Origin of the sequence: Polaribacter litorisediminis, from assembly GCF_019968605.1 — a bacterium.
Taxonomy (GTDB): domain Bacteria; phylum Bacteroidota; class Bacteroidia; order Flavobacteriales; family Flavobacteriaceae; genus Polaribacter; species Polaribacter litorisediminis.
The window spans coordinates 68,891-94,305 of the sequence record NZ_CP082966.1 but is presented as its reverse complement, the minus strand read 5'-3'; the positions used below and the strand labels follow the sequence as shown (position 1 = coordinate 94,305).

15 protein-coding genes are annotated in these 25,415 nt (G+C 31.5%); 8 read left to right on the top strand and 7 right to left on the bottom strand.

Annotated elements, in window-relative coordinates; genetic code table 11:
• Nucleotides 1-6: 6 nt before the first annotated feature.
• Nucleotides 7-435 carry a hypothetical protein gene (locus tag K8354_RS00395; RefSeq protein WP_223444502.1) on the top strand — a complete coding sequence of 143 codons (429 nt, stop codon included), beginning with the start codon at nucleotides 7-9 and terminating at the stop codon, nucleotides 433-435.
• Nucleotides 436-695: 260 nt separating this feature from the next.
• Here the strand turns inward: K8354_RS00395 and K8354_RS00390 are convergent, their stop codons facing one another.
• Nucleotides 696-1,886 (bottom strand): serine hydrolase domain-containing protein, encoded by a 1,191-nt coding sequence (locus K8354_RS00390; RefSeq protein ID WP_223444501.1) that lies wholly within the window; start codon nucleotides 1,884-1,886, stop codon nucleotides 696-698.
• 470 nt (nucleotides 1,887-2,356) lie between these two features.
• The gene (locus tag K8354_RS00385) at nucleotides 2,357-3,241 is read right to left on the bottom strand and encodes a nuclear transport factor 2 family protein (RefSeq protein WP_223444494.1); all 885 of its coding nucleotides are present in this window, start codon (nucleotides 3,239-3,241) and stop codon (nucleotides 2,357-2,359) included.
• A 149-nt stretch (nucleotides 3,242-3,390) separates the two neighbouring features.
• On the opposite strand from K8354_RS00385, the gene K8354_RS00380 reads away from it, so the two are divergent.
• Nucleotides 3,391-3,822: a winged helix-turn-helix transcriptional regulator gene (locus K8354_RS00380; protein WP_223444493.1), complete on the top strand. Its 432-nt coding sequence runs from the start codon at nucleotides 3,391-3,393 to the stop codon at nucleotides 3,820-3,822.
• Nucleotides 3,823-4,045: 223 nt separating this feature from the next.
• Here K8354_RS00380 and K8354_RS00375 read toward each other — a convergent pair whose 3' ends face one another.
• The 5 genes from K8354_RS00375 to K8354_RS00355 form a co-directional block, all read right to left on the bottom strand.
• Nucleotides 4,046-5,698: a sodium/sugar symporter gene (locus K8354_RS00375; RefSeq protein ID WP_223444492.1), complete on the bottom strand. Its 1,653-nt coding sequence runs from the start codon at nucleotides 5,696-5,698 to the stop codon at nucleotides 4,046-4,048.
• A gap of 56 nt (nucleotides 5,699-5,754) precedes the next feature.
• A complete protein-coding gene (locus K8354_RS00370) occupies nucleotides 5,755-7,128 on the bottom strand; it encodes a sulfatase (protein WP_223444491.1) in 1,374 nt (457 codons plus the stop codon).
• Nucleotides 7,129-7,166: 38 nt separating this feature from the next.
• Nucleotides 7,167-8,687, bottom strand: a complete 1,521-nt coding sequence (locus tag K8354_RS00365) for a sulfatase family protein (protein ID WP_223444490.1) — start codon at nucleotides 8,685-8,687, stop codon at nucleotides 7,167-7,169.
• Between the two features lie 90 nt (nucleotides 8,688-8,777).
• On the bottom strand, nucleotides 8,778-10,331 hold the full coding sequence (locus tag K8354_RS00360) for a sulfatase family protein (RefSeq protein WP_437440117.1): 1,554 nt from the start codon (nucleotides 10,329-10,331) through the stop codon (nucleotides 8,778-8,780).
• 19 nt (nucleotides 10,332-10,350) lie between these two features.
• Nucleotides 10,351-14,322 carry a hybrid sensor histidine kinase/response regulator transcription factor gene (locus K8354_RS00355; RefSeq protein WP_223444481.1) on the bottom strand — a complete coding sequence of 1,324 codons (3,972 nt, stop codon included), beginning with the start codon at nucleotides 14,320-14,322 and terminating at the stop codon, nucleotides 10,351-10,353.
• A 226-nt stretch (nucleotides 14,323-14,548) separates the two neighbouring features.
• On the opposite strand from K8354_RS00355, the gene K8354_RS00350 reads away from it, so the two are divergent.
• The 6 genes from K8354_RS00350 to K8354_RS00325 all read left to right on the top strand — a co-directional run bounded on the left by K8354_RS00350 (nucleotide 14,549) and on the right by K8354_RS00325 (nucleotide 25,413).
• Entirely contained in the window at nucleotides 14,549-17,080 is a 2,532-nt protein-coding gene (locus tag K8354_RS00350; protein WP_223444480.1) for a T9SS type A sorting domain-containing protein, read from the top strand.
• A 27-nt stretch (nucleotides 17,081-17,107) separates the two neighbouring features.
• Complete coding sequence (locus K8354_RS00345; protein ID WP_223444479.1) at nucleotides 17,108-17,290, top strand: hypothetical protein; 183 nt, start codon at nucleotides 17,108-17,110, stop codon at nucleotides 17,288-17,290.
• Between the two features lie 90 nt (nucleotides 17,291-17,380).
• Nucleotides 17,381-19,258, top strand: coding sequence for an alpha-1,3-galactosidase-related protein (locus K8354_RS00340; protein ID WP_223444478.1), 1,878 nt, complete (start codon nucleotides 17,381-17,383; stop codon nucleotides 19,256-19,258).
• A gap of 45 nt (nucleotides 19,259-19,303) precedes the next feature.
• Nucleotides 19,304-22,420, top strand: coding sequence for a SusC/RagA family TonB-linked outer membrane protein (locus K8354_RS00335; protein WP_223444476.1), 3,117 nt, complete (start codon nucleotides 19,304-19,306; stop codon nucleotides 22,418-22,420).
• Between the two features lie 5 nt (nucleotides 22,421-22,425).
• The gene (locus tag K8354_RS00330) at nucleotides 22,426-24,060 is read left to right on the top strand and encodes a RagB/SusD family nutrient uptake outer membrane protein (RefSeq protein ID WP_223444474.1); all 1,635 of its coding nucleotides are present in this window, start codon (nucleotides 22,426-22,428) and stop codon (nucleotides 24,058-24,060) included.
• A 24-nt stretch (nucleotides 24,061-24,084) separates the two neighbouring features.
• Nucleotides 24,085-25,413 (top strand): T9SS type A sorting domain-containing protein, encoded by a 1,329-nt coding sequence (locus K8354_RS00325; RefSeq protein WP_223444472.1) that lies wholly within the window; start codon nucleotides 24,085-24,087, stop codon nucleotides 25,411-25,413.
• The last annotated feature ends 2 nt before the right edge of the window (nucleotides 25,414-25,415 follow it).

The window sequence follows — 25,415 nt, the reverse complement described above, 5'->3', positions numbered from 1 at the left end:
TTAAAATTGAATTACAATGAAATTATAACACAAAGTATACTTTTAGTTGATTTTGGTTTGGTTATTTTAATTTGGATGGTGCAGTTAATTATCTATCCAAGTTTTGTTTATTATACCAAAGAAAACCTTTTTACTTGGCATCAAAAATATACGAATAGAATTGCAATCATAGTAGTTCCGTTAATGCTTGCACAATTAGTTTTGGCGATTTTTGCTGTTTTTTATCAACCTAATTTTGCACCTATTTTTACTTTATTAATCGTTCTTTTTCTTTGGATTTTTACCTTCTTCGGATTTGCTCCACTGCATTTTAAAATATCCGAAGGAAAACACAATCACAAACTTTTACAACTGTTAATTCAAAGAAATTGGATTCGTACATTTTTATGGTCTATTTTATTCATATTTCATCTTTTAATGCATATTTTTTATTGAGACAAAAAGTAAATACACTCATAACAATTGATTTAATATCAGTAAAGCACACGAAAATAAATTGGCTTTGAGTGCTTTTACAGATCTACAAGTATTTAAGGTAAGATCTAGGAAATTTAGAAGAAATATTTATTTCTTGCAGGTTTTATTAAACGTGTATTTGGTTAAATACAAAAAGAGTGCACTGAATCTTCATTGGTAGGTTATACCTGTGTAACTCGAATCTTTTTGACACATGACATTTTCCTATTTTCATAAAATCAAACTCCAAAATTTTCGGCAACAATTTTTTTTATTTTTCTATTCAGTGATGTGATAGCGTTATAACTAGTATGCTCTAAAACGATAATGACCAAATCATCATCCAAATATTTTGTAAGTCCTGTACTAAAACCATTCCATTTACCATGATGATAGATACTTTTATCTCTTTTCGTATCGATTCTAAAACCAAATCCGTAAGGTACCTTTCTGCCGTATATTGTTTCTCCTTTAGCATACATCAGTTCTAGGGATTCTTTTGACAGCAACTTCCCAGAGTTTAAACCTAATGTCCATTTAAACAAATCTTCTGAAGTTGTATACACATTTTTATCACCAACAATGGCGTCGTTTATAGTACCTGGAATTTTACGATGCCTCCACCCTCGGTACAATCTATAGCCATCTAGTTGGTTTTCTTTAATCGTATCATTTTCAAAACTGTACACATACGAATGTTGCATCTGCAATGGATCAAAAATATTTTTCTTTAAAAAAGTACTAAAAGAGGTCCCAGAAACTTTTTCTACGATAGAAGCCAACACAAAATAACCCGTGTTAGAATAATCAAAATTACGACCTGCCTTAAAAAAACGATTGACTTTACTTTTTGCTAATAAAGCCATCATCTCCCTGTTTGTAGGTGCTTTTTTCTGTTCCCATTTATGCTCTGCTACCCAAAAATATTTTGGCAATCCGGCGGTATGGTTCAACAGATTTTTAATCGTTACATCTTTATAAGGAAAATCCGGAAAATAAGCATTTACACTATCTGTAAGTTTAATTTTATTTCGCTCATTTAAGAGCATAATTGCTGCTGCAGTAAATTGTTTGCTTACGGAAGCTAGTTGAAAAACCGATTCTTTATTCAGCGGTTCTTTTTTTCTAAAATCTGCCAACCCTATCTGATTGCTATACAAGATTTTTTCATTCTTTGCTACTAATACAGCCCCATTAAAATCGTTTCTTTTATTAATGCGTTTTAATAAAGAGTCTAATTTATGACGTACATTTTTTGTAATCTTTTCAGGATGATGCTCTACTAAAATTGAAAGTTCTTTTTCTACTACTGGAGGTATCTTTGGTTTAGTAACTACATTGCCTTTAGATGCCGCGATATTGGCTATAAGAATGAAAGTACACACAAAAAGCATGAATACTATATAAATTTGTCTGCTATATTTTTTCAAGTTTCAATCAGGAATTTGACTGCAAGTTAGCAATCATTTATAAATAAGCAAAAAACGTTCGCATTAAATTATAGTATTTAAGTAAACTTTATGATTTTATTGGCTCAAAACAATTTCGTTTCAAAACAAAACTTGTATGTTTTGATACCTGTTTTGTAATTGTGATACCAATCTATATGTATAATGCCGTGTAAATAAATTGAATTCTTTTTTTGATTTATTGAAATTAAAAAAGAATTAGCGTAGCCTTCATTACAGTCATATTTTCTAATAAAAAGTAAGCTAAAAAGAAACGATTTATTACGGCATTACATGTCTAAAACGGTATCAATTGTTTCGTTGTGTATTTGCGTTAGGAATTGAGGCGGCATCCTTTTTTTACTTTTTTAAAGCAAAAAAAGATACAGCGGAAAGCCCGAACCTTGCGGTAACCTGGCTGCGGCAGGCAGACGCCCAAAATGTTTATAAAATTAAAATCCGAACATTCCGTTATCATTCGCTAAACCTTCTGTTGGGATCGGTTGAATGACATCCCAATGCGCTACCGCTTTTCCATTTTCAAACCTAAGCAAATCGTAAAAAACATTTGTTGTTCCATTCCAATTACCTTCGCTTATAGTTAGTACAAAATTACCTTCGCCTAATACTTTATGAATTTTAGTGTATTGGAACATGTTGTTTTGTGCAGTAAGATATTGCACGGCCTCAGCTATACCATTTAGTCCATCTTTAATTGCTGGATTGTGTTGGTCGTATTGTTCGGTACTGATGTAATCGCTGATTTTATTCGGGTTTTTACCCATCAAAATGTCTTCTACCATAGATTTGGCTAATGCTTTATTTGCCTCGGTTTTATCCAAATCTGTCACAATTGTAGAACCATTTGTTTGTGTTCTTCCGCTAGCAGTTTCTTTTACCAAAGGTGTCATAGCGTCCCAATGCTCGGCTACTTTACCATTTTCATCTAATCGGATAATATCAAATGAAACCATTTCATCTGCACCAAAAGGCTTTGCATTTCGCCAAATGTTGTGCATAAACACATAATTTCCGTCTTGAAACATTCTTATGTTTTCGGCAGTTGTTTCGTTTTCTTTAAGAATAGGAAGCATTTGTATAAATGGTTCTAATCCTGTGGGTATAAATGGATTATGCTGGATGTAATTGGTATTTGCCAATTCTCTCATTGTGCTTGTATCTTGTTGCATTACAGCACCTAAAAAAGTACCTACGATTTCTTTTTTATTCATATCTATTTTTTTTGATGGATTAGACTCGCTTGCTTTATTCGTTTTTTTTGTACTACAGGAAGCAAGAATACCTGCTAACACAATTACTGTGATTACTTTTTTCATTGATTTTGGTATTTAATTAAATTATTACTTGTTATTCGCAAGCAAAAATAAGAAATTACTTTTATAACGCAAGTAATATTTCAAATTAATTTCATATTGCAAGTAAAAAATATAATTTACTATCTTTGCAACAGAAAAAGTAACATATAATGGAAACAAAATTTAGATGCAATTGCCCTTTTACTTCTGCGCTTGATGTTTTGGGCGATAAATGGATGTTAGTAATAATTAAGCAAATGCTGATAGAAAACAAAGAAACTTTCAAGGATTTTACCGAAAGTGACGAATCCATAGCCACCAATATTCTTTCAAGCAAACTGAAACAATTGGAAGTATTTGGACTGATTACAAAGTTTAAACTACCCACCAATAAAAAGTCGGTTTACTATCACCTTACTAATAAAGCGTTAGATTTAATACCCGTAATTTTAGCGTTAGGGATTTGGAGTGATAAACATTTAAGAGAAGTGCATCCAACGATAGTTAATAATGAGGAAATGGAATTTTTGAGAAATGATAAAGCTGGATTTGGAAAAATAATTGAACAGCGGTATAGAGAAAAATTGACCGCAACAATATAATCCTTACGAAACTCTCTAATATTGAGGTTTTTTACGCTCCATTTCTAAATCTATTCATGAGACAGAAAGGCCTTAAAATATGAATTGTATTCAGTTTTTTACTTTCAAATTGTTCAAATATGTAATGACGATTAAAATCTTAAAGTAAAACTTGAAAAGAACTAAATTTATATATGTAACTCTAATTCAATACAATACAACTATTACTCAATACAACTCTTATTTAATTCCAAAACACACTATACAATACCACTAAAATTAGCATGACTGCAAACGACCCAATATTAAACAGCGGACTTGTTTTAAACATCGCTTTAGAAATATCAATTCCTTTTTCATCATCTGCACCTTTGTGTTGCAAGTAACTGTATATGGCAATTACAATCATTGTTAATACAACAGTATACCCCATTTGATCCATAAACGGAACATCTACAAATATCGAATTGGTAGACCATCCTTTTGGCGCTACTTTAAAATACATTGCAATCGGAATTGATATTAATGCACCAAAAATTGCTCCTTTGTTGGTCGTTTTTTTCCAGAACAAACCTAACATAAAGACAGCCAAAATCCCTGGACTTACCACTCCCGTATATTCTTGAATAAACTGAAAGGCTTGATCCAAATTCCCTAATAAAGGCGCCATAATACACGCAATTAACAAAGCAACTGCCGCAGAAATTCTACCCATATTTACAGTAGCTTTATCAGATGCATTTTTATGGATGTATTGTTTGTAAATATCCATCGTAAAAATGGTAGACGTTGAGTTTAACATGGATGCCAAAGAAGAAACAATCGCAGCTGCTAAGGCTGCAAACGCCACACCTTTTAATCCTGTTGGTAGAAATTGTAATAACCAAGGATAAGCCTTGTCTGCTTGTTCTGTACTTGGTAAATTCTCTAATCCAGCCATACCCAATCTTGCCATAATTTCAGGATCATTGACCATTACATACGCTGCAATACCCGGAATTACTACAATTAACGGAATTACTAATTTTAAACCGGCTGCAAATAAAATCCCTTTTTGTGCTTCTTTTAATGATTTCGCCGCCAAAGTTCTTTGGATGATATATTGATTAAATCCCCAATAATATAAATTCGCCACCCACATTCCTCCAACAAGAACTGCAATACCTGGTAAGTTTTTATACTCAGGATTCGATTCATCTAAAATCATCGCAAATCGCTCAGGAACTGCCTCGTAAATGGTTGTCAATCCTGCAAACATACCTTGTCCGTCAGAAACTGTATTCAATGCTAAGTACGTCGTTACCAAACCACCAATGACTAGAAAAACTACTTGAATTACATCCGTCCAAGCTACTGCTGATAATCCTCCATACAAGGAATACGCTGCTGCAAACAATGCTAGACCAGCAACTCCATACATCATCGGAATTCCCATAATAGTTTCTAAGGCAAGAGAACCTAAATACAGAACAGTGGTTAAGTTTACAAAAACATATAAAGCAATCCAAAAAACAGCTAAAATGGTTTTTAAGTTGGTAGAGTATCGTTTTTCAACAAACTCAGGAATGGTGTATAAGCCTTTTTCAATAAAAATAGGTAGAAAATACTTTCCTACGATAATTAAGGTGATGGCTGCCATCCACTCATACGAAGCAATGGCTAATCCGGAGGCAAACCCAGAACCAGACATTCCAATAAATTGTTCAGCAGAAATATTGGCAGCAATTAAGGAGGCTCCAATAGCCCACCAAGGCAAAGATTTACTGGCTAAAAAGTAATCTTCGGCATTTTTTTGGTGTCCTTTTTTATCCCTAGAAACCCATAAACCGACTCCTAAAATTAAAATAGCATATGCTATAAAAATAATGTAATCTAAAATTTCAAAACTTGCTGTCATAATTTGTACTGATTTTTGGTATTTATTTTATTTATTGTCAAACGCAATTAAAAATCTTATTTCAAAAGCACTCCTGAATATTTTTCAACATCCATTTCTTTTTCCCATTTCATCAATTTATCTTTCAATTTATCAACAATATCAGGCATTTTATTATTTAAATCATTTTCCTCTTTTACATCTTTAGAAATATTAAAGAGTTCTGTTTTTCCACTTCTATAAGCTAATAATTTCCAATCCCCATCTCTTACTGATGCGTACAAGTCTTCATAAGCTCTATATCCAAAGAGCGTTCTTTTTTGCAATAGCTTATTTTCTTTGATGGTTGAAAGCAACGAAACCCCATCTAAATTTGGATATGTAGAAGTATCTCCACCCGCTATTTCAATAAGAGTTGGAAATAAATCTGTAGATTGTACTGGTGTGTTATTTTTACTATTGGGACTTGTAACCCCATCCCAATAAAAGAAAAAAGGTACACGAGCACCACCTTCAAAAAGTGTTTCAGTCATTTTACCTCCTCTAAAAGGTGCGTTTTCAAAATATCCTCCTTGATCCGATAAGAAGATAAAAATGGTTTCTTTCTCTTTACCAGTATCTTTAATGGCCTGCATAACTCTTCCGACAGATTCATCCGTAGCTTTCACCATGGCAGCATAATGAGCAAATTTACCTTTCAATCCTTTTGCTTCAAAATGCGCTACTAAATCTTTAGGACCTTCATGTGGTGAGTGCACAGAATAATAGGAAAATGTGAGCATAAAAGGATTTTCTTTTTTATAATTACGAATAAAACTTACTGCTTCATTCGTTAATTTGTCTGTTAAATAGGTGTTTTTTGTATCCTCAAAAATAGTATCTTGCTTGAAATAAGGTGGATAATACGATTTTGGATGTCCAAAATTTGAAGTACCAATTTGTTTATCAAAACCTTGTTTATTAGGGTGATAAGGTTCATGACCCAAATGCCATTTTCCTACAAACAAATTATAATATCCTAGATTTTTTAAAGCCTCTGCATAGGTTTTATGTTCTAAAGGCAACCAATTTCTTGAAGGAAATTGTGCTGGATCTCTTGGTAATAAATGATATTCTATAGAACCTCTTCCAAACTGATCAAAACCATTTTTTTTACCTCCAGGAATATGACGAACCATCTCTAAACGCACGGGATGTTTACCCGTTAATAATGTTGCTCGGCTTGGGCTGCAAGTTGGTGTGGGGATATAGGCTTGTTCAAAACTTAGTCCTGATTTTGCCAAACTATTAATATTACGAGACTCGAAAATAGAATTACGAAAACCAAGGTCGGACCAACCTAAATCATCTACAAAGAATAAAACGATATTAGGCTTATTTTTTGTTTGCTGAGCATTACTTTTTGATGCACAACCAACCAAACTTGTAAGTACTAAAAATACTATTGACACTATTGCAGTATAGTTTAACTTCACACTAAAAATAGTTTTTATTTGAAAACATCATATTCTGGATTTATTTTTGCGTCTTTAAAAAGTGGTCTATCCTTCCATAAGTCATAAGTGGCTTTTAATTGCTTTATATCTTCTGGTCTTTGACCTTGATCATCTGTTTCTTTAATCCAGTATTTTAAAACATTTCGATGTTCTTCTAATACGGTTTTATAATCAGGGTTATTCGCCAAGTTGTTCATTTGATGAGGATCTTCTTCAAGATTGTACAATTCTTCAACAGGTCTTTTTCCAAACCAATGTTTTTCTTGATATGGTGTTAGTTTTCCTTCTATATGTAGTTTCTTAAAGTCTTTAACTACGGGCGAACGGTCTCTATAACCAGCCTGTAACATGATTCTGTCTGGAAAATAATTTTTAATATATCTATACTTTTTTGAGACAACAGTTCTAATTTTATCTATGGTAAAATCACATCGATCTCTAGCACCAATAACATAATCTTGTTTTTTATACTTATCAGAAAATAGATTTTGACCGTCTAAATAGTCTGGCATTTTTGCATTCCCAAGTGCTAAAGTAGTGGCTGAAACATCTAATAAAGAAACCAAATCATCTCTTATCAAACCTTTTTTAAATCGTATATCATCTCCTTTAATAATTAATGGAACTAGCATTCCACCTTCATAACAAAACTGTTTGTGTCTTAATGATGTGTTACTTCCATGATCTGAAAAAAAGAAAATAATGGTGTTTTCTAGTTCATCATCTGCTTCTAATTGTTTTAAAATATCTTCAATATTAGCATCTGCACCCCGATTTGCATTGTAATGAACTGTCCAAGCGTTTTGAAATGATGTTCCTTCTGGATAATAAGGCGGTAATGGTACTTCGTTATCGTTTAATTTCTCTCCTTTTCTAACAAATTTTGCTTTTGCTTTTCCTCCATCAATTTGAATTTGACCAAACCAAGGTTGCCTTTTATTTGGCCTAGAACTCCACACGTCTTTTAAGCTAGAAGACGTATACTTGGCCTTATTTCCTTGCCATCCATTCATTCCAGGTTTATAGTCTTCTTTAGTACTTACATCATATAAATTTAGTCGGTTGTAATGAAAATTATAATCGTCTTTGCCATTATTAAATGTAAAATATCCAGCATCTTTCATCAATTCAGGAATAGTTTTCATTTTTTTAGGCAAATAAATTCTAAGTTCTTCCGGAACTATTTCACCATCTGTAAATCTACTTGATCTATGTTGATGTGTTCCTGTAGTGGTTTGCATGACTCCTGTAATTAATGCAGATCTACTAGCCGAACAAACAGGTGCTGTTGCATAGGCTCTTTTAAATAAAACTCCTTCTGAAGCCATTTTATCAATAATAGGTGTATAATTTTTATTAATAGCATCTCCATAAGCTCCCATAAAAGGAGATACATCTTCTGCAACTATCCATAGAATGTTAGGTCTTTTATCTTCTTTATTTTGAGTATTACAAGAAAATACAAAAACCATACATAAAAAAAGAAGTGCATACTTAATTTGTATTTTTTTCATTTTTTTTGAATTATTTTAAAAATTCATTTTACTTGAACTCTTCTCAAATAAAAACATCTAATGAAATATTTATTGGGTATTATAATTATTCTATTTAAAAACAACTTCTTTTACCCCTTTTTGATATTCCAAACCTCTTAAATTGATAAAAGTTTGTTTCATTTCTGCTAGTTTTTGAGCATTCGTTTCAGCTAAATTATTTTGTTGTGCTTTATCTTCTTTTAAATTATAAAGTTGTTCAAAAGGAAAATTACCGACCTCTATGCCTACAGCTTTTCTGTAATTTGTTCCCTCGTAAGCTGGTATATATAACCAATCTCCATTTCTTAATGCTGTTTTTCCTGTAGCTTCTAAGATTAAATATTCTCTACCTTTTTCTGATTTTCCTAAAAAAGTATTTAGTAAATTTTGACTATCTGTGGATTTTTCTTCGATATTTAATAAACTAGCAATTGATGCCAATAAATCCATTTGACAAACCAAAGCATCTGATACTTGTGGTTTAATTTTTCCTTTCCAATAGGTAATAAACGGGACTCTTGTTCCAGCTTCATAAATACTGTATTTCCCTCCTCTTAATCCTCCTTTCGGATCATGAGTTCCTACTTTTTCAACAGCATCATCATAATAACCATCATTTAAAACTGGACCATTATCACTAGAAAAAACAATTAAGGTGTTTTCTAAAACCCCTTCTTCTTTTAGGGTTTTCATAAATTCGCCAATTGCCCAATCTGCTTCTAAAATTACATCTCCTCTTGGTCCCATTCCAGACTTTCCTATAAATCTTGGATGTGGTGTTCTTGGCACATGTGGCTGTTGCATTGCATAATATAAAAAGAACGGTTTCTCTTTGTGCGTTTTTACATAGTTTTGAGCTTTTTCTAAAAAGTGATCTGCCATATCTGTATCTGTCCATTTTGCAGCATCGCCACCTTTCATATAACCAATTCTTGGTATTCCGTTTACAATACTACTATTGTGTCCATGATGCCATTTCATTGTTAGTAATTCTGGATTAGAAATTGCGGTAGGTTCGCCTTCGAAATTATTTTTATAATCTACTAGAATAGGATCATTTTTATCCAATCCAACCACATGACCATCTTTAATGTAAACCGTTGGAACTCTATCTTGTGTAGCTGCCATAATATACGATTCGTCAAAACCAACCTCATTGGGACCTGGAGTTACTTTTTCATTCCAGTTTACAATACCAGTTCCTAAACCTAAATGCCATTTACCAACTATGGCTGTTTGATATCCTTGATTTTTAAATAATTTAGGTAAGGTTTTTTGTTCTGTAGAAATTAATAAAGGTGCAGTCCCTGGTAAAATCTTTGCATTTTTATTTCTCCAAGGATACATCCCTGTTAACAAGGCATACCTGCTTGGTGTACAAGTTGCTGATGAAGCATAACCGTTTGTAAATTTAATTCCGCCAGAAGCCAAAGCATCTATATTTGGCGTTTGTAGTGCTGTTGCACCGTAAGAACTGATATCTCCATATCCTAAATCATCTAAATAAATGACAATAACATTGGGTTTATCAGAAATCATTTTATTTATTTTATGATCCTTTTTTTGAGCAATATTACAAGCAAAAATTGATAATAATGATAGTGTTAAGATATGTTTTTTCATTTCTATTAATATTTTTCGTTTATTGATTTGTAGATTTTAGCTCTATATATTTACTGGGTGTCATTTCTTTTTCTTTTTTAAATAGACTAATAAAATGTGCATAGCTATTGATTCCTACAGCATCCATAGCTTCTTGCACCCGGTCGCAGCCTTCATCAAACATTTGTATCGCTTTTTTAATTTTGATTGCATTAATAAAAGCAGTTGTACTTAGCCCAACTAAAGCCTTCAGTTTTCTATGTAATTGCATTCTACTTAAACCCAATACCTCTGACAATTCTTTCGCAGAAAAACTGGGCTCAGCCATTTTTTGATGTACAATTTCTATCGCAGTTTTTACAAATTGCTGATCATAAGACACGTAATGATTTTTAATTTCTTTGGATGAACCTGCATCAATATACTGTCTAAAACTATTTCTTGTTTTTATGATATTATTGACTTTTTGAAGCAATTGAGCACTATTAAATGGTTTTGCTATATAATCCCAAGCACCTACTTTTAAACCTTTATTATAAAATTCATCACCTGTTTTAGCCGTAAGCATTAATACTGGAATATGAGAAACTAAAATATTTTTTTTGATTTGTTCGCACATTTCTATCCCATCTAGCTCTGGCATCATTACATCTGTTATAATAATATCTGGAATTTCTTTTAGCGCTATGTTTAATCCTTCTTTACCATTATTAGCCTCAATAACAGCATAGTCTTTATTTAGAATCGTTTTTAAATACTTTCTTAAATCATAATCATCTTCAACAATTAATATTTTTTCACTGTCTTCATTTAAATTTTCTTTTGTGCTTTCAATCATATCTCCAGGAATGTAATCTTTTGGATTATCAACTGGAATATCATCTTTTGTTAAAAATTCTTCTTCTGTAAAAGCTTTTGATGATACAGGCAGCGTTATCATAAATTCGGTACCTCCCAAAGCACTATTCAGTACATTAATTTCTCCTTTGTGAGCCTCTATTAATGTTGCTGTTAAATGCAAACCAATACCCGATGAAGATCGGTCTTTTCCATGAAAATGTCTTTGAAATATTTTCTTTTTATCTTGTTGAGAAATCCCCTTACCACTATCTTTTATTAAGATTACAAAATATTCTAACTCTTGTTTCCAAGTGGGTTTAATTTCTATTTCTATGGTACCTTTATTTGGGGTATATTTAAAAGCGTTTGATAATAAATTATAGATAACTTTTTCTACAATATCTTTATCAAAATGACAATAATAGCTCTGAGGTGAAACAATTTTTAAGTCTATTTCTCTTGTTTTGGATTGCCAAGCAAAAGATTTTGTAATTTCTTTTACAAATGAGGTCATATCATTTCTCGAAACTTTTAAAATGTTTAAACCAGAATTTACTTTTCTAAAATCTAAAAGTTGATTCACAAGGTTCATCATTCTATTTGTATTTCTCGAAACAATATTATAACAAAACTCTTTGTATTCTTTATTAATATTGCCTTTGATTAAGTCGTTTAAAGGCCCAATTATTAAAGATAGAGGTGTTTTAAATTCATGCGCAACATCTGTAAAAAAAGTTAACTTCATTTCATTAATTTCTTTTTCTTGTTCGTTTTTTAAAGTAGATAATGCTATCTGATTTCTTAATTTTTCTTTGTTTAACCAGAAATAAATGAATGCAAATAAAATTGTAGAAATTAATACGAAGTATAGTAAATATGCCCACCAAGTATTCCAAGGTGCAGGCTTAATAGTAATTAAAATAGTTTTTATATTATTTGACCAAACTCCGGTAGGGCTTGTCGCTTCAACATTAAGTTTATAGTTGCCACTAGGAATATTAGAGTAACTTGAAAATCGTTTGGTATTATCTACAACTTGCCAGTTTTTATCGTAATTTTCTAATTGATATCGATACTTATTTACCTTAACATTTGCGTAGTTGGTGCTGGTAAATTCAATTGAAAAATCATTCTGTTTGTAATTTAAAGTTAAATTATTTGTTCTATTAAGTCTGTTTTTTAGAATCGTTGAACCTAATATCTCTTCATCTACATGTACTTTATTGTTGTTTATCCAAAGGTTTGTAAAAGAAATTTTTGACGGAAATGGATTGTTTTCTAGTTCGCCTGATTTAAAATAATTAATTCCTGAAATATTACCGAAAAATAATTGGCCTTTATCATTTTTAGAAATTGCCTCTGTAAAGGAGTTGGTTAGTAAGCCATCAAAATAATTATACTTTGTGGCAACCTTTGTTTTTACATTATATTTTAAGATTCCTTGAGAATTATTTAACCACAAATTAGAAGATTCGTCGCTAATAATTCCCATTATTTTTTTATTCTGAATGCCTTTTGCTTTTACAGATTTAAATTCATTTTCATTCGATTTTTTTAAAAGGAGCCCCGTATCTGTGCCTACATAAAGCGAGTTATTTTTATCTTGATAGAATGACCAAATCGAATTATTTGGAATTTTATAAGCCCCCGTCATTTTTTCGTTATAACTTTCTACAGATAATATATTTCCTGATTTGCCTAGGTTAATTTTAAATAATCCTTCAGAAATTGTTCCTACCCAAATACAGCTTTTTAAATTGTCTACTTTTAAAGAAAATACACGTACATTTCTTAAATAATCTAAATTTTTAAATTTTTTATGAATCCAAAAAGTGCTTTTTTTGTCTTTAAATAGCAGGCCTTTAAAAGTTCCAAAATATTGGTTTCCAAAGCCATCTTTACAAAAACTGGTGACTAATAAGTTATTTTTTTCAGGTGAATCTTCAAAAATAGGAACACGCTCAAATTCATCTTTGTTCGCTATTTTTTCTCTAAATAAACCACTTGTAGTAGCTAGATAAATTTTTCCGTTTAAGGTATCAACTCTAAAAGCCTTTGCATTTTTAGGAATATTAATTACCTTATTCGAATTCGTATCAAAAGAATAGATATAAAATCTACCTGCCTGTAATCCGTAATAAATTTTATCATTTTTAGAAAACAAGGTTCTAACATTTACTTTTTTTTCAATCGGCAGGCTTTTAAATTTTTTACTATCTAAGTTTGAGTATACTAAGCCTTTAGTATTTGAAATCCAAAGTGTATTTGTAGCATCTTTAAAAATATATTTTAATTGTTTGTTATAAAGATAATTCTCATTAGAATTATAAAAAGGCGGAATGCTTGAAACCTTTAAATTATCTAAAGAAAGATAAAGCAACCCACTATTAAAAGTAGTAATCCATAAATCATTATGTATACCTTCTGCCATAGAAAGTACATTACTGTCTATTTTATTTCTTTTAGAAACTAACGTATTGTTTATAATTTGATACAAACCACTTTTACCTGCAGCCCAAATTTGATTATTGGAGGTTTCTACAATCGTATTAAAGGAAATATTGTCAGAACCTTTTACTAAGCTGTATCCATCTTTATGACTAAGCCAAAGACCTCTATTGGTTGCATAAAGAATATTGCCATTCTCTAAAAGTTTAATTTTTTTAATATCAAACCCTGTAATAGGTGTTTGTAATATTTCTACCAAAAAAGATTGATTATTTTGAGATATTTTCAGCAAACCTTGTGTTGTAGCTGCAATAATTTCATCTTCAGAATTTTGATAAATATCATTAATAATTTCATAGTTAACAGGAACTTTAACTCTTGTAAAACTTCCTTTTTCTAAATTATAATAATTTAAGCCATACCCATCTGTACCAATCCAAATACGTTTATTTTTTTCTTCGAACAAACAACGCAGTCTATTACTTGACAAACTAGCACTGTCATTATTATCATGAAAGTAATTTTCAATTTGATATCCATCAAACTTATTCAATCCATCATAAGTCGCAATCCAAATAAAACCTTCAGCATCTTGAATAATAGAACTTACATCATGTTGAGACAAACCATCTTTAACAGTTAATGCGTTTAACTGCAATCTTTGAGCAGAAACTGAAGATAAAAAATTAAGAATAAATAATAGATGTATTACGTAGCTATTCATTTGTAAAAATTGAATATGTGTTAACTTTTATCAAAGAAAATAAATAAAAATGGAAATAAATACCTTAAATACTATTAAATATTCATTTTGTTACAATAGTAAAAACGATTGTTACATATCAAAACATTAACAATTAGTCCTTTTTTTACATTTGAACCGTAATAAATACAACCATTCTAGCAAGTAATTGTGAATGGAAAAAATTTAAGCTTTAAAGCCAAATATTATGAAAAAAAATTACCTTCTTTTAGCATCTTTATGTCTCTTTATAGTTACAAATATTTTTAGTACCGATAAATATGTTGGGACTACAGTAACTGATGGAGGTGCCACTTTAGGATCTGAAGCAAACCCATATCTCTCATTAAGTGATGCCATAACCGCTGCAATTGATAATGATAAAATAATTATAGTGGGTACCATAACACAAAATAGTCAAATTGCATTCAATAAAGCTCTTACTTTTGAAGGGGCTTCTAATGCCATGGTTCAAAGTACTGGTGCTAATAGATTATTTAATATTACTGCTGATGCTGCTAAGACCATTACATTTACAGGTATTACTTTTCAAAACTTCAATTCGGCTTTTCAGGGATCCGTTTTAAATAATTCTTCACAAACAGGGATGACCCTTACTTTTATACGTTGTAATTTCTTAAATAATTCAACATCCTCCGAAAATGGAGGTGGAGTATTTTATATTGCTCAAAATCCGACGATAAATTTTACGGGTTGTACTTTTTATAATAATGCTGTGATAACTTCTACAGCAGCCAATGCCAGAGGTGGCGCTATTCATTTTACCGGATCTGCAAATGCAACCATAACAAACTGTACGTTTTCTGAAAATAAAATTGCCAAAACAGGAAATTTTGAAGGAGCAGCCATAAGAGTAAATTCAAACAGCAACAATATAACGGTTCAAAATTCTCTTTTTTATAATAATAAAGCAAATAATGGAACAGGCCTCAATTCAGATTTTAATGGAGTTGGAGGAGCAACCATGAGTTTTTTAAATTCTCTTGCACAATACACAAATAATGTTGATACGGAGACGGGATCAAACATTACAGCCGATTTCACGAATACAACATTTGCATTTGTTAGTCCTAATTTAACATACAATGCTCCTAATTCTTTAACTGATGCCACTCCAATTGATTTTGGTAATGATAATAATGATGCTGGTGCTTGGGATTCTGGAATAAATATTTTTGAAGGAACTGCATCTATATTGTGGTCTGAAAACTCAAATTGGTCTAGTGGAACTGCTCCTATTGGAGATGGTACTGAAAATATTGCTATCATAGGTGCAATTTGTAATATGTTTACTGCTGGAGTAGCTGTTAATAATATTAAAGTAACTACTGAATTAAGAATTCAAGGTCAAAACGTATTTATTGTAAATGGAGAATCTGATGTAACAGGTATAGTGCGCTACTTTGCAAATCTACAAGATGATGCAGAAAATGCGAAAGCATGGTACTTAATTTCTTCCCCTTTGTCTGGAGAGGTTTTTGATGATGCATTTGCAGATAAAAATGATATTACTATAGGCAGTGCCACTAAAAGAGGAATAGCGACCTATAATCCTGGAGAAATAGGAAGTGCTGCTTGGACCTATTTCTCTGATACAAATAATAATATTACTGCTACTTCTGGACAAGGTTTTTCTATGAAAATAACGCCAGATGCAATTACTTTTGCTGATAATGGAGGAGAATATGCAGACAATGACGTTGGTTTTGAAGGAGACTTTACTACAGATAATGCAGGTGTAACTATCAATACGCCTACTAAAGGTTTTAATTTGTTAGGCAACCCATATGTAGCTCACATTAATAGTGCAACATTTTTAGGATCTACTTCTGGAATTGACCAATCACAAATTTGGGTGTGGAATCAAACATTAAACGGCGGAGATGGCGGGTATGAAGTTCAAATGTCTGGTGATTCTTTTATGTTGGCGCCTGCTCAAGGATTTTTTGTAAATGTAACGACTGCAGAAAGTCTAAATTTTGCGGAATCAAATCAAGCTACAACAGGAGGTACATTCCAAAAAATTGCTAGAACTGAATTAAAATTATTAGTTTCTGACAGCCAAAATAGTCGTTTTACAAAATTATATTTTTTAAATGATGCTACGAAAGGTTATGACTTTGGTTGGGAAGGAGAAGTTTTTGGTGGCGTTAAAAATGATTTTGAACTCTACACACATTTAGTAAACGAAAATCAAGGTAAAAAATACCAAAAACAATCATTACCTGCATCTGAACTTGAATCTTTAACCATACCAATAGGCGTCGTTGCTAATGCAGGTAAAAAGATAATATTTTCTCTAGAATTATCAAACTTCCCTTTAAATGTTAAAGTTTATTTAGAAGATAGATTAAACAATACATTTAATCGTTTAGACGAAACAAATACTTCTTATGAAGTAACTTTAAGTGAAAACTCTACTGGAGTTGGAAGATTCTATTTACATACAAATACAAAAAACGTCTTAAGCACTATAGATGTTGCATTAGAAAATATTAGTGTATTTACTACGAATAGAAATACTTTAAAAGTAGTTGGTTTGCCTTCTGGAACTGCTAATTTAAAGTTGTACGATATTTTAGGAAAACAAGTTATGCAAAGTGCATTTATTTCTACTGGTGTTAAAGAAATTTCTTTACCAAAATTCGTATCAGGTGCTTACATCGTTCAACTTCAAACAGAAGCTGGAAAATTAAACAAGAAAATCATTTTAGAATAATACAAACCACAACATAAAACTTATGTCATGAAAAAAAAGATAGAAAACACACAACAAAATGACCAAGAAATTACTCGTAAAGAAGCTATGAAAAAGATAGGAAACTATGGTAAATATGCCGCATTAGCTTCATTGGGTACTTATATGATTTTATTTCCACAAAAAGCGCAAGCAAGCAGCCCATCTGCTGTAGGTGCAGGTTTTGAATAATTTTTCATTCAATACATAGTATCGATTAAAAAATTATAAGATTACATATCAAATTAAAAAAATAAACTAATTATAATACTTTATAAATCCATGAGGAAATTTGTCTTTCTTTTAGCTTTACTTACATTGTCTACTACTTACAGTCAAAAAATTTTAAACTTAAAAGATTTTGAAATAGAAAAGTATAAAGACATTACTCCTATCGTAGTGAAAGCTTTAAAAAAATGCAAGGAAGAAGGCATCTCTAAATTAATTTTTCCAAAAGGAACCTATCACTTTTATCCCACTTTCGCACCAGAAAGATATTGTGAAATTACGAATAATGATAATGGTCTGAAAAGAACGGCTTTCCCTTTAATTGATTTTCATAATTTTGTGGTCGATGGAGGAGGTTCTGATTTTATCTTTCATGGTAAAATGATTCCTTTTATAATTGAAAAAAGCTCAAACACTAAAGTAACAAACCTAAGTGTTGATTGGGATGTTCCTTTTATGATTGAAGGTTTAGTTGTTGCAAATAATCCAACTACTAAAACTTTTGACATTGAAGTAAAAACTCCTTACCTAGTTAAATACGGTCATCTTTACATCACCTTAGAAAGAGAAGATTCGCCCTATGAGAGAAAATATGGAAAAAGATTTGCTTTTTGGGAACACTACAATTTAGAAGTAGGTCAAAATATTTTTTGGGACCCTAAAACAATGGCACCTTTATACAATACGAAGCAATATAACATGCCTGAAAAAGGAATTAATGCTGAAGAATTGAAAAAAGGATTGATTCGCATTACAACCAAAATGGAGAAACTTCCTCCTCTAGGATCTGTCATGGTTTCTAAAGGAGAATATCTCGAAAATAGAACAAGTCCTGCTTTTAGAGTTTTTAAATCAAAAGATTTGGAATTCAAAAATGTAAATGTATATCATGCAGGTGCTATGGGATTGATTGCTGAAAGATCAGAAAATATTACACTAGATAGTTTTAATGTAGTATTAAGAGAAGGTTCTGGTAGAATGATTACAACAACGGCAGATGCTACACATTTTTGTAATGTAAAAGGAATGGTAACCATAAAAAACTGTACGTTTGAAAACATGTTAGATGATGCTACTAATATTCATGGAACCTATGTAAGAGTAAACAAAATAATCGATGATTATACGCTTGCAGTAGAAACCTATCATCCGCATCAAAACGGATATTTATTTGGTGAAGAAGGAGATGAAGTTCAGATAATCGATCAATTAAATCTTCAGCCAACAACAGAACCAATGGTTTTAAAAAAAGTTGAAAGAGTTAATGAAAAAATATCTTATATCACTTTTGATAAACCCATAACCAACAAAGTACAGGTTTATGATGGAGTAGAAAACATTTCTTGGCATGCTTCGGCGATTATTGAAAATAATATTGTTCGAAACAATAGAGCTAGAAGTCTTCTAATTTCAACACCAAGAAAAGTTGTGGTTAGAAATAATCACCTATCGTCTCAAATGGCAAGTTTTAGATTAACAGGAGATTTAGGATTATGGAACGAATCCGGACCTAATGATGGCCTTTTAATTGAAAATAATGTAATTGAAAATGCTGTTTATGGTGGTAATGGACCACAATCAATCTTTTTAATTGACCCTCAGTATGTTGATAAAAAGAACTTTAAAGGAATGTACAGCAGAGATATTACAATTAGAAACAACACCATAAAAACGTTTGACAACTCTATTTTAGTAGCTATGTCAGTAAATGGTTTAATCTTTGAAAATAATACAATTATTCAGACAGATACATACAAACCTATATTCCCAAATGTAGACAATATTCAAATTATAAATTGTAATGATGTTCATATACAAGGAAATACTTACAAAAGACTGGATAGCAAAAAAGGTACTTTAAGTATTGACAAAAAATCAACTAATATTCAAATAGATAGAAAGGATTCATTTTATCAAAAGTCTTCTAAATAGACAATACTTAAGTAAATTTTATATTTAATATAAAAAACAAACCAAATGAATAAAAAAATTATTTTACTATTAACATTTGTTTTATCGTCTGCAGCTTATTACGGCCAAAAAACGGTAAAAGGAATTGTAAAAGATAGTTATGGCGACCTTTTACCAGGTGTTTCAATTTTAATTAAAGGGTCATCTCTTGGAACAGTTTCTAGTTTTGATGGAGACTATACAATTAAGGTTAAATCAAATAACAGTGTGCTTGTTTTTTCATACTTAGGATTAAAACCAAAAGAAGTTGAGGTTGGAAACCAAACAGAAATTAATGTTGTTTTAGAACCCGCAGAAAATTCATTAGAAGAAATTGTTATCATAGGATATGGCTCTGTAAAGAAAAAAGATTTAACAGGTTCTGTAGGAAGTGTAAAAGCAGAACAATTTGCAGAAACACAAACCACAAGTGCACTTAGCGCTTTACAAGGACGGGTGGCAGGTGCTCAAATAACAAGACAATCTGGAGAGCCAGGTTCTTCTGTAAACGTGAAAATTAGAGGAGCAAATTCTGTCTTTGGAAATACATCCCCGCTATTTGTTATAGATGGAGTACAAATTGATATTAATACGAATGAAGTTGCCAATGGTACTGGATCCCAATCTACTTTAGACCCTTTGTCAACAATAAATCCAAATGATATCGAGTCCTTTGAAATTCTGAAAGACGCTTCTGCAACCGCTATTTTTGGTTCTAGAGGAGCAAATGGTGTTATTATTATCACTACAAAATCAGGAAAATCAGGAAAATCGACCATTGAGTTTAATTCTATGATGACCGTTGGTGAGACTAGTAAAATTTTAGATGTTCTTTCACCAGAAGAATATATAACTTACCAACAACAAAGAGGAAACAATCAGTTCTTAGCTAGAGATTTAGATAATGATGGTATTTTTGAAACACCTAGGGATTTCACTCAATATGATTCATACAACTATCAAAATGAAATTTTAAGGACAGGAATTACAAGACAACATAACTTAAGTTTAAACACTGGTAATGATAAAACTAGAGTTTCTGCGAGTGCAGGTTTTTTAGATCAAGAAGGTATTGTTTTAAATAATGATTATAATAGATATACCTTTAGAACAAGAATTAATCATACCCATAACGATAAGTTACAATTAGGGGTAAATATGAATGGTGCTTTCTCAGAAACAACAGGTGTTGCTAGTAATGGTGGATTAGATAATTTTAACGGAATTACGCAGTTACTTGTTATTGCAAATCCATGGAGAATCTTAGATGAAGAGATAAATCAAGAACTAGATGAAAATATTTCTCCATTAACTCTTATAGAAGAAGCAGAAAAAGAAGTTAGATTATTTAGAGTTTTGGGAAGTATGTTTGGAACCTATAAGATTAATACAAATCTTAGCTTTAGATCTCAAATAGGTTTAAATTATTCAAAATCTAAATCTAAAGTATATTATGGCTCAAATACCAACTGGGGAAACCAATGGGATGGAAGAGCTATTATTAATGAAGTAGGTACCTATTCTTACAATTTTACAAATCAATTTAATTACAGAAAACGATTTAATAAGAATCATAGAATTGATGCATTGGCAGCCTATGAAGTAAGCCTTTATAACTTTGAACGCTTTTTAAATGATATTTCTGGTTTTGATATTGAGTCTTTAGGGTTTAATAATATTAGTATTGGTCAAACTCCCCTTAGCTATGAAACGTTGAGAACTCAAGCAAAAAGACTTTCTTATTTTAGTAGAGTAAATTACACTTTAAAAGATAAATATTTATTTACAGCAACTTTTAGAGCTGATGGTTCAGATAAATTTGGAGCAGGAAATCGTTGGGGATATTTTCCGTCAGGAGCATTTTCTTGGAAAACTTCTGAAGAAGACTTTATTAAAAATATTAAAGAAATTTCCAATTTAAAGATGCGATTAAGTTTTGGAGTTACAGGGAATGAAAGAATACCTCCTTACAGCTATTTTTCTAGTATGGAAAACGCTTTCTATGCAAATAATGGAGGTCAATTATTAGGAATTGCCCCATCGTCTTTAGCTAATGAAAATTTAAAATGGGAAACGACTACACAATATGATGCGGGAATTGATCTAGGACTTTTCGATAATAGAGTAAACTTAACTTTAGATTATTATGTTAAAAAAACAGAAGATTTATTGCTAAATGCGCCTGTTTCTGCTCAAAGCGGTTATGCAAATCAAGTATTGAATATTGGTGAGATTAGAAATAGTGGTTGGGAAATTAGTCTTTCAACAACGAATATTCAATCTGATAATTTTAGTTGGAGAACAGATTTTAATATAAACTTTAATAGAAACGAAGTAATTGATTTAGGTGGTGCAGACTTTATCCCTGTTGTGGTTCCTGGAGGATGGCTAACTTCACCAGGAAGAGTTATTGTAGGTGAGCCAATTGGAACAATGTATGGTTTTGTTTACGATGGTGTTTATCAAATAGATGATTTTACTTGGCAAAATGGCAGTGACACTGCTATTCCTCATGATTCAAGAAGTTATGTCTTAAAACCGGGTGTTGTAGACTCTCAACTTGCTAGCCCTATTCCAGGTGCAAAGAAATATAAAGACCTCTCTGGAGACGGAATTATTGACGAAAATGGAGATAGACAAATAATAGGGAATAGTATTCCAAAACATTTTGGAGGAATTACCAATACTTTTAAATATAAAAATTTTGACTTGAGTTTTCTGCTTCAGTGGAGTTATGGAAATGATATTTTTAACGCAGGTAGATTAAGAACTCATGGTTTTCAGCCATTTATGAATATAGAAAGAGACTATTATGACAATAGTTGGACATCCACAAATAATTCTAATATTTATCCGGAGTTTGGAAGAGTAGATGCCGTAACCTCATCTTATTTTGTTGAAGATGGTTCTTTTTTACGTTTACAAAATGTCAATTTTGGATATCAAGTGCCGAGAAAATTTATAGAAAATTATGGTGTTCAAGATTTAAAGGTATTTTTTGTTGGTACAAACCTAATTACCTGGTCAAATTATTCTGGTTTTGACCCAGAAGTAAGTTCAAATAACCCTTTAATGTCTGGTTATGAGCGTATCTCATACCCAAGAGTTAAATCTTTTTCTTTAGGACTAAATTTTAAATTTTAAAAAAAATGAAAAATATATTTTACATTATCATATCGTTTATTGCGTTTATTACAATTAATTCTTGTGAGGATCATTTAGATTCCGTGCCGTTTTCTTTTGTTTCACCAGATAATTTTTACAAAAGTGCAGACGACGCAGAAATTGGTTTAAATGGAGTGTATTCAATTTTAACAGCGGGATCAGTTCAAAATTTCGGAAATGCCTCGGGCTACAGAAGAGGATTAATGTTTATGTTAAATGGTGCTACAGATGAAGCAATCTTAAGAAATAATTTTAATAACATTACTTTCTCAGTTTGGGGTAATGCAAGCTTTACCAGTGAATCAACATTTATAAATGAAAATTGGTTTTTCTTTTATGCTGGTATTAACAGAGCAAATATATTAATTGATAGATTACAAAATATTGATGATTTTACCGATAATAGAAAGATTGAAATTGAAGCAGAAGCAAGAGTCTTAAGAGGTTTTTATCATATGATGTTATCTATGATGCATGGAGGTATTCCAGTTTATAACACCCCAGTTCATGACCCAAATCAAGAAAGACAATCTATAGAAACAGTTTATCAACAGGTGTTAAGTGATTTTGAATTTGGATACCAAAATTTACAAACTAGAGGTCCAAGAGAAAGCAGTATTAATAAATATACAGCTGCAGGTTTGTTGGTTAAAGCACATACTTATTTAGCAAGTTTTAAGAAAACAGGTTCCGTAAGTTTCCAAGATGTATCAATAAATAGTTTTGATTGGGTTGATGCGGATGCACATTATCAAAAAGCATTAGATTATACCACCGAAATTATAAATCAAAGTGGATATGAACTCATACCAGAATATGATAATTTATTCAGAGAAACTACAAAGTCTTTTCAATACAGGGAGTGTTTATTTACAGCAGAAGCAAGTTCTGATGCTACACAGAATGTAATTACGGTAATGGTAAACGGCTTTGTACCACAAGGTAATATGAATATTACAGGTGGTGGTTTTGGGTGGTATCGCCCTACATCAGAATTATGGAATAAATATACAGAGGGTGATATTCGATTTAAACACAATTTAACAGGAAATCTTCCTGCAAGCTCTTCGCAAGAAATTATTGATGGTGTCAATTATTATATCCCATTAGAAATTCAAAGTCCTAATACTGGGTTATATTGTATAGGGAAATACAGAATGATAGACCCAAAAGAAAAACTCGTTGCTCCTTGGGCCAGTTCACTTTCATTGCCATTGTTAAGATATGCAGATATTTTATTACTAAGAGCGGAAGCACAATATTTTCTGGGGGATGAAGGATCAGCACGAAGCACCTTAACAACATTAAGACAAAGAGCTGTGGCAGCATCAACTACGGTTCAAGATTTAAACTTGACGTATGTTAGACCAAATTTTTTAACAGAGCTTTTAGAGGAACGCTCCCGAGAATTGTGTTTTGAAAACTGGAGAAGAATAGACTTAGCACGTTTTCATAAATACGACGAAACCATTCAAAACTTATCAGAAACAGATGGTTTTTATAACGTAGGAACTGCTCCTACTATCAAAAATAATTGGCGCCCAGAACGTATTTGGTTCCCAATTCCCTTGCAACAAAGAGACTTAAACCAAAATTTAATTCAAAACAACGGATACTAATAATTAACTTTTAAAACTACAATTATGAAAAAAAATTATGTTACACTTTTTTTAATGATTTTTGCGACAGTTATAGTTGCTCAAAGAAACGATTTTAACAACAACGGTGGTAATCAAGAGTGGTCTAATGCTTCAAATTGGTCTCTAAATGCAGCGCCAGTAGCGACAGATATAGTTGGTTTTCCCACATTAATAGCATCCATTGTAAATGCAGATTTTACAGTAAAAAAAATTCAAACCACATTTGCAACGGCTGGTTCTACTCCAGGAGGAACTGTAAATATTTCTGGTGAGAGTACTTTAACAATTGATGTAAATGCAAATCCTGGTCTAGGAATAGAAAATGCTTCAAATAACGATGCTATACTTAGCTTTAATGGAAATGTTACTATAAATAACTCGATAGCTACAGGTTTTAAAAATACGATAATGAATCACGCAAATGGTGGTGGAAATGTTATACAATTTTCAGCGGGTTCTTTATTAACATTAAATACACCTTTAGAAGCAAGATCAAATTCAGGGGGTACCTATACCTTTGACGGTGTTCTTGCTGGTGCAGGTGCATTACGATTTAGTGCAAATACTAATATAACATTTGGAAACACCTCTGATAACTCTGATCGTACAGGAGATTTTGTTTGGGTTGGTGCAAACTCTGTAGTTACAGTAAATACTGCAGATAATGGTGTATTTGTGCCTAGTGGTCAAAAAATTCAAAGTAATGCTGACAACTGCAGTATCGTTATTAATGGAGCAAATGTTTATAAAGGAAACATAGGAGTTGATGGAAATCGAACACTCACTTTCGATGTTAATAAAAATCAAAATAGTATGGGCGAGATTCAATTCACAGGCTCAGGAACAGGAACACTAAATTTAGATATTGATGATAGTATTACAGAACTTTTCTTTGCAAATAGTTCTGAAATTGAATGGAATTCTGGCACTTTAAATATTACTGGTTTTAAAGAAGGAATTATAAAGTTTGGGACAGACAATACAAGTTTAACAGCAGCGCAGTTAGCGCAAATTAGTGCAGATGGTGTTGGTAATGGACAAACCTTAGCTTTACAAACTGACGGAACTTTGGTATTGGCTACTTCTTTGTCTATTGAAGATTATAACTATCAGAGTAAAGGAAGATTATCTTTTCCTTCTGTAATTTCAAATCAAAACTTACAAATTAAAGTACCAATTACTTCGTATACAATTTTCAATACTTTAGGCCAAAAAGTACAGAGTGCTTCAAACAAAAATGAATTTCAAGAAATAAACGTTGCTAATTTAAAAGCTGGTATTTACATCTTAACAATTGAAGGTAAAGTGTCAGAAAGATTTATAAAACAATAAAT

Bases quoted from the DNA above. Each gene is read 5' to 3' on its own strand.
- K8354_RS00345 (WP_223444479.1), top strand. From the start codon at position 17,108: ATGAAAAAAAAGATAGAAAACACACAACAAAATGACCAAGAAATTACT.
- K8354_RS00350 (WP_223444480.1), top strand. From the start codon at position 14,549: ATGAAAAAAAATTACCTTCTTTTAGCATCTTTATGTCTCTTTATAGTT.
- K8354_RS00365 (WP_223444490.1), bottom strand. From the start codon at position 8,687: ATGAAAAAAATACAAATTAAGTATGCACTTCTTTTTTTATGTATGGTT.
- K8354_RS00340 (WP_223444478.1), top strand. From the start codon at position 17,381: ATGAGGAAATTTGTCTTTCTTTTAGCTTTACTTACATTGTCTACTACT.
- K8354_RS00355 (WP_223444481.1), bottom strand. From the start codon at position 14,322: ATGAATAGCTACGTAATACATCTATTATTTATTCTTAATTTTTTATCT.
- K8354_RS00325 (WP_223444472.1), top strand. From the start codon at position 24,085: ATGAAAAAAAATTATGTTACACTTTTTTTAATGATTTTTGCGACAGTT.
- K8354_RS00375 (WP_223444492.1), bottom strand. From the start codon at position 5,698: ATGACAGCAAGTTTTGAAATTTTAGATTACATTATTTTTATAGCATAT.
- K8354_RS00330 (WP_223444474.1), top strand. From the start codon at position 22,426: ATGAAAAATATATTTTACATTATCATATCGTTTATTGCGTTTATTACA.
- K8354_RS00335 (WP_223444476.1), top strand. From the start codon at position 19,304: ATGAATAAAAAAATTATTTTACTATTAACATTTGTTTTATCGTCTGCA.
- K8354_RS00385 (WP_223444494.1), bottom strand. From the start codon at position 3,241: ATGAAAAAAGTAATCACAGTAATTGTGTTAGCAGGTATTCTTGCTTCC.
- K8354_RS00360 (WP_437440117.1), bottom strand. From the start codon at position 10,331: ATGAAAAAACATATCTTAACACTATCATTATTATCAATTTTTGCTTGT.
- K8354_RS00380 (WP_223444493.1), top strand. From the start codon at position 3,391: ATGGAAACAAAATTTAGATGCAATTGCCCTTTTACTTCTGCGCTTGAT.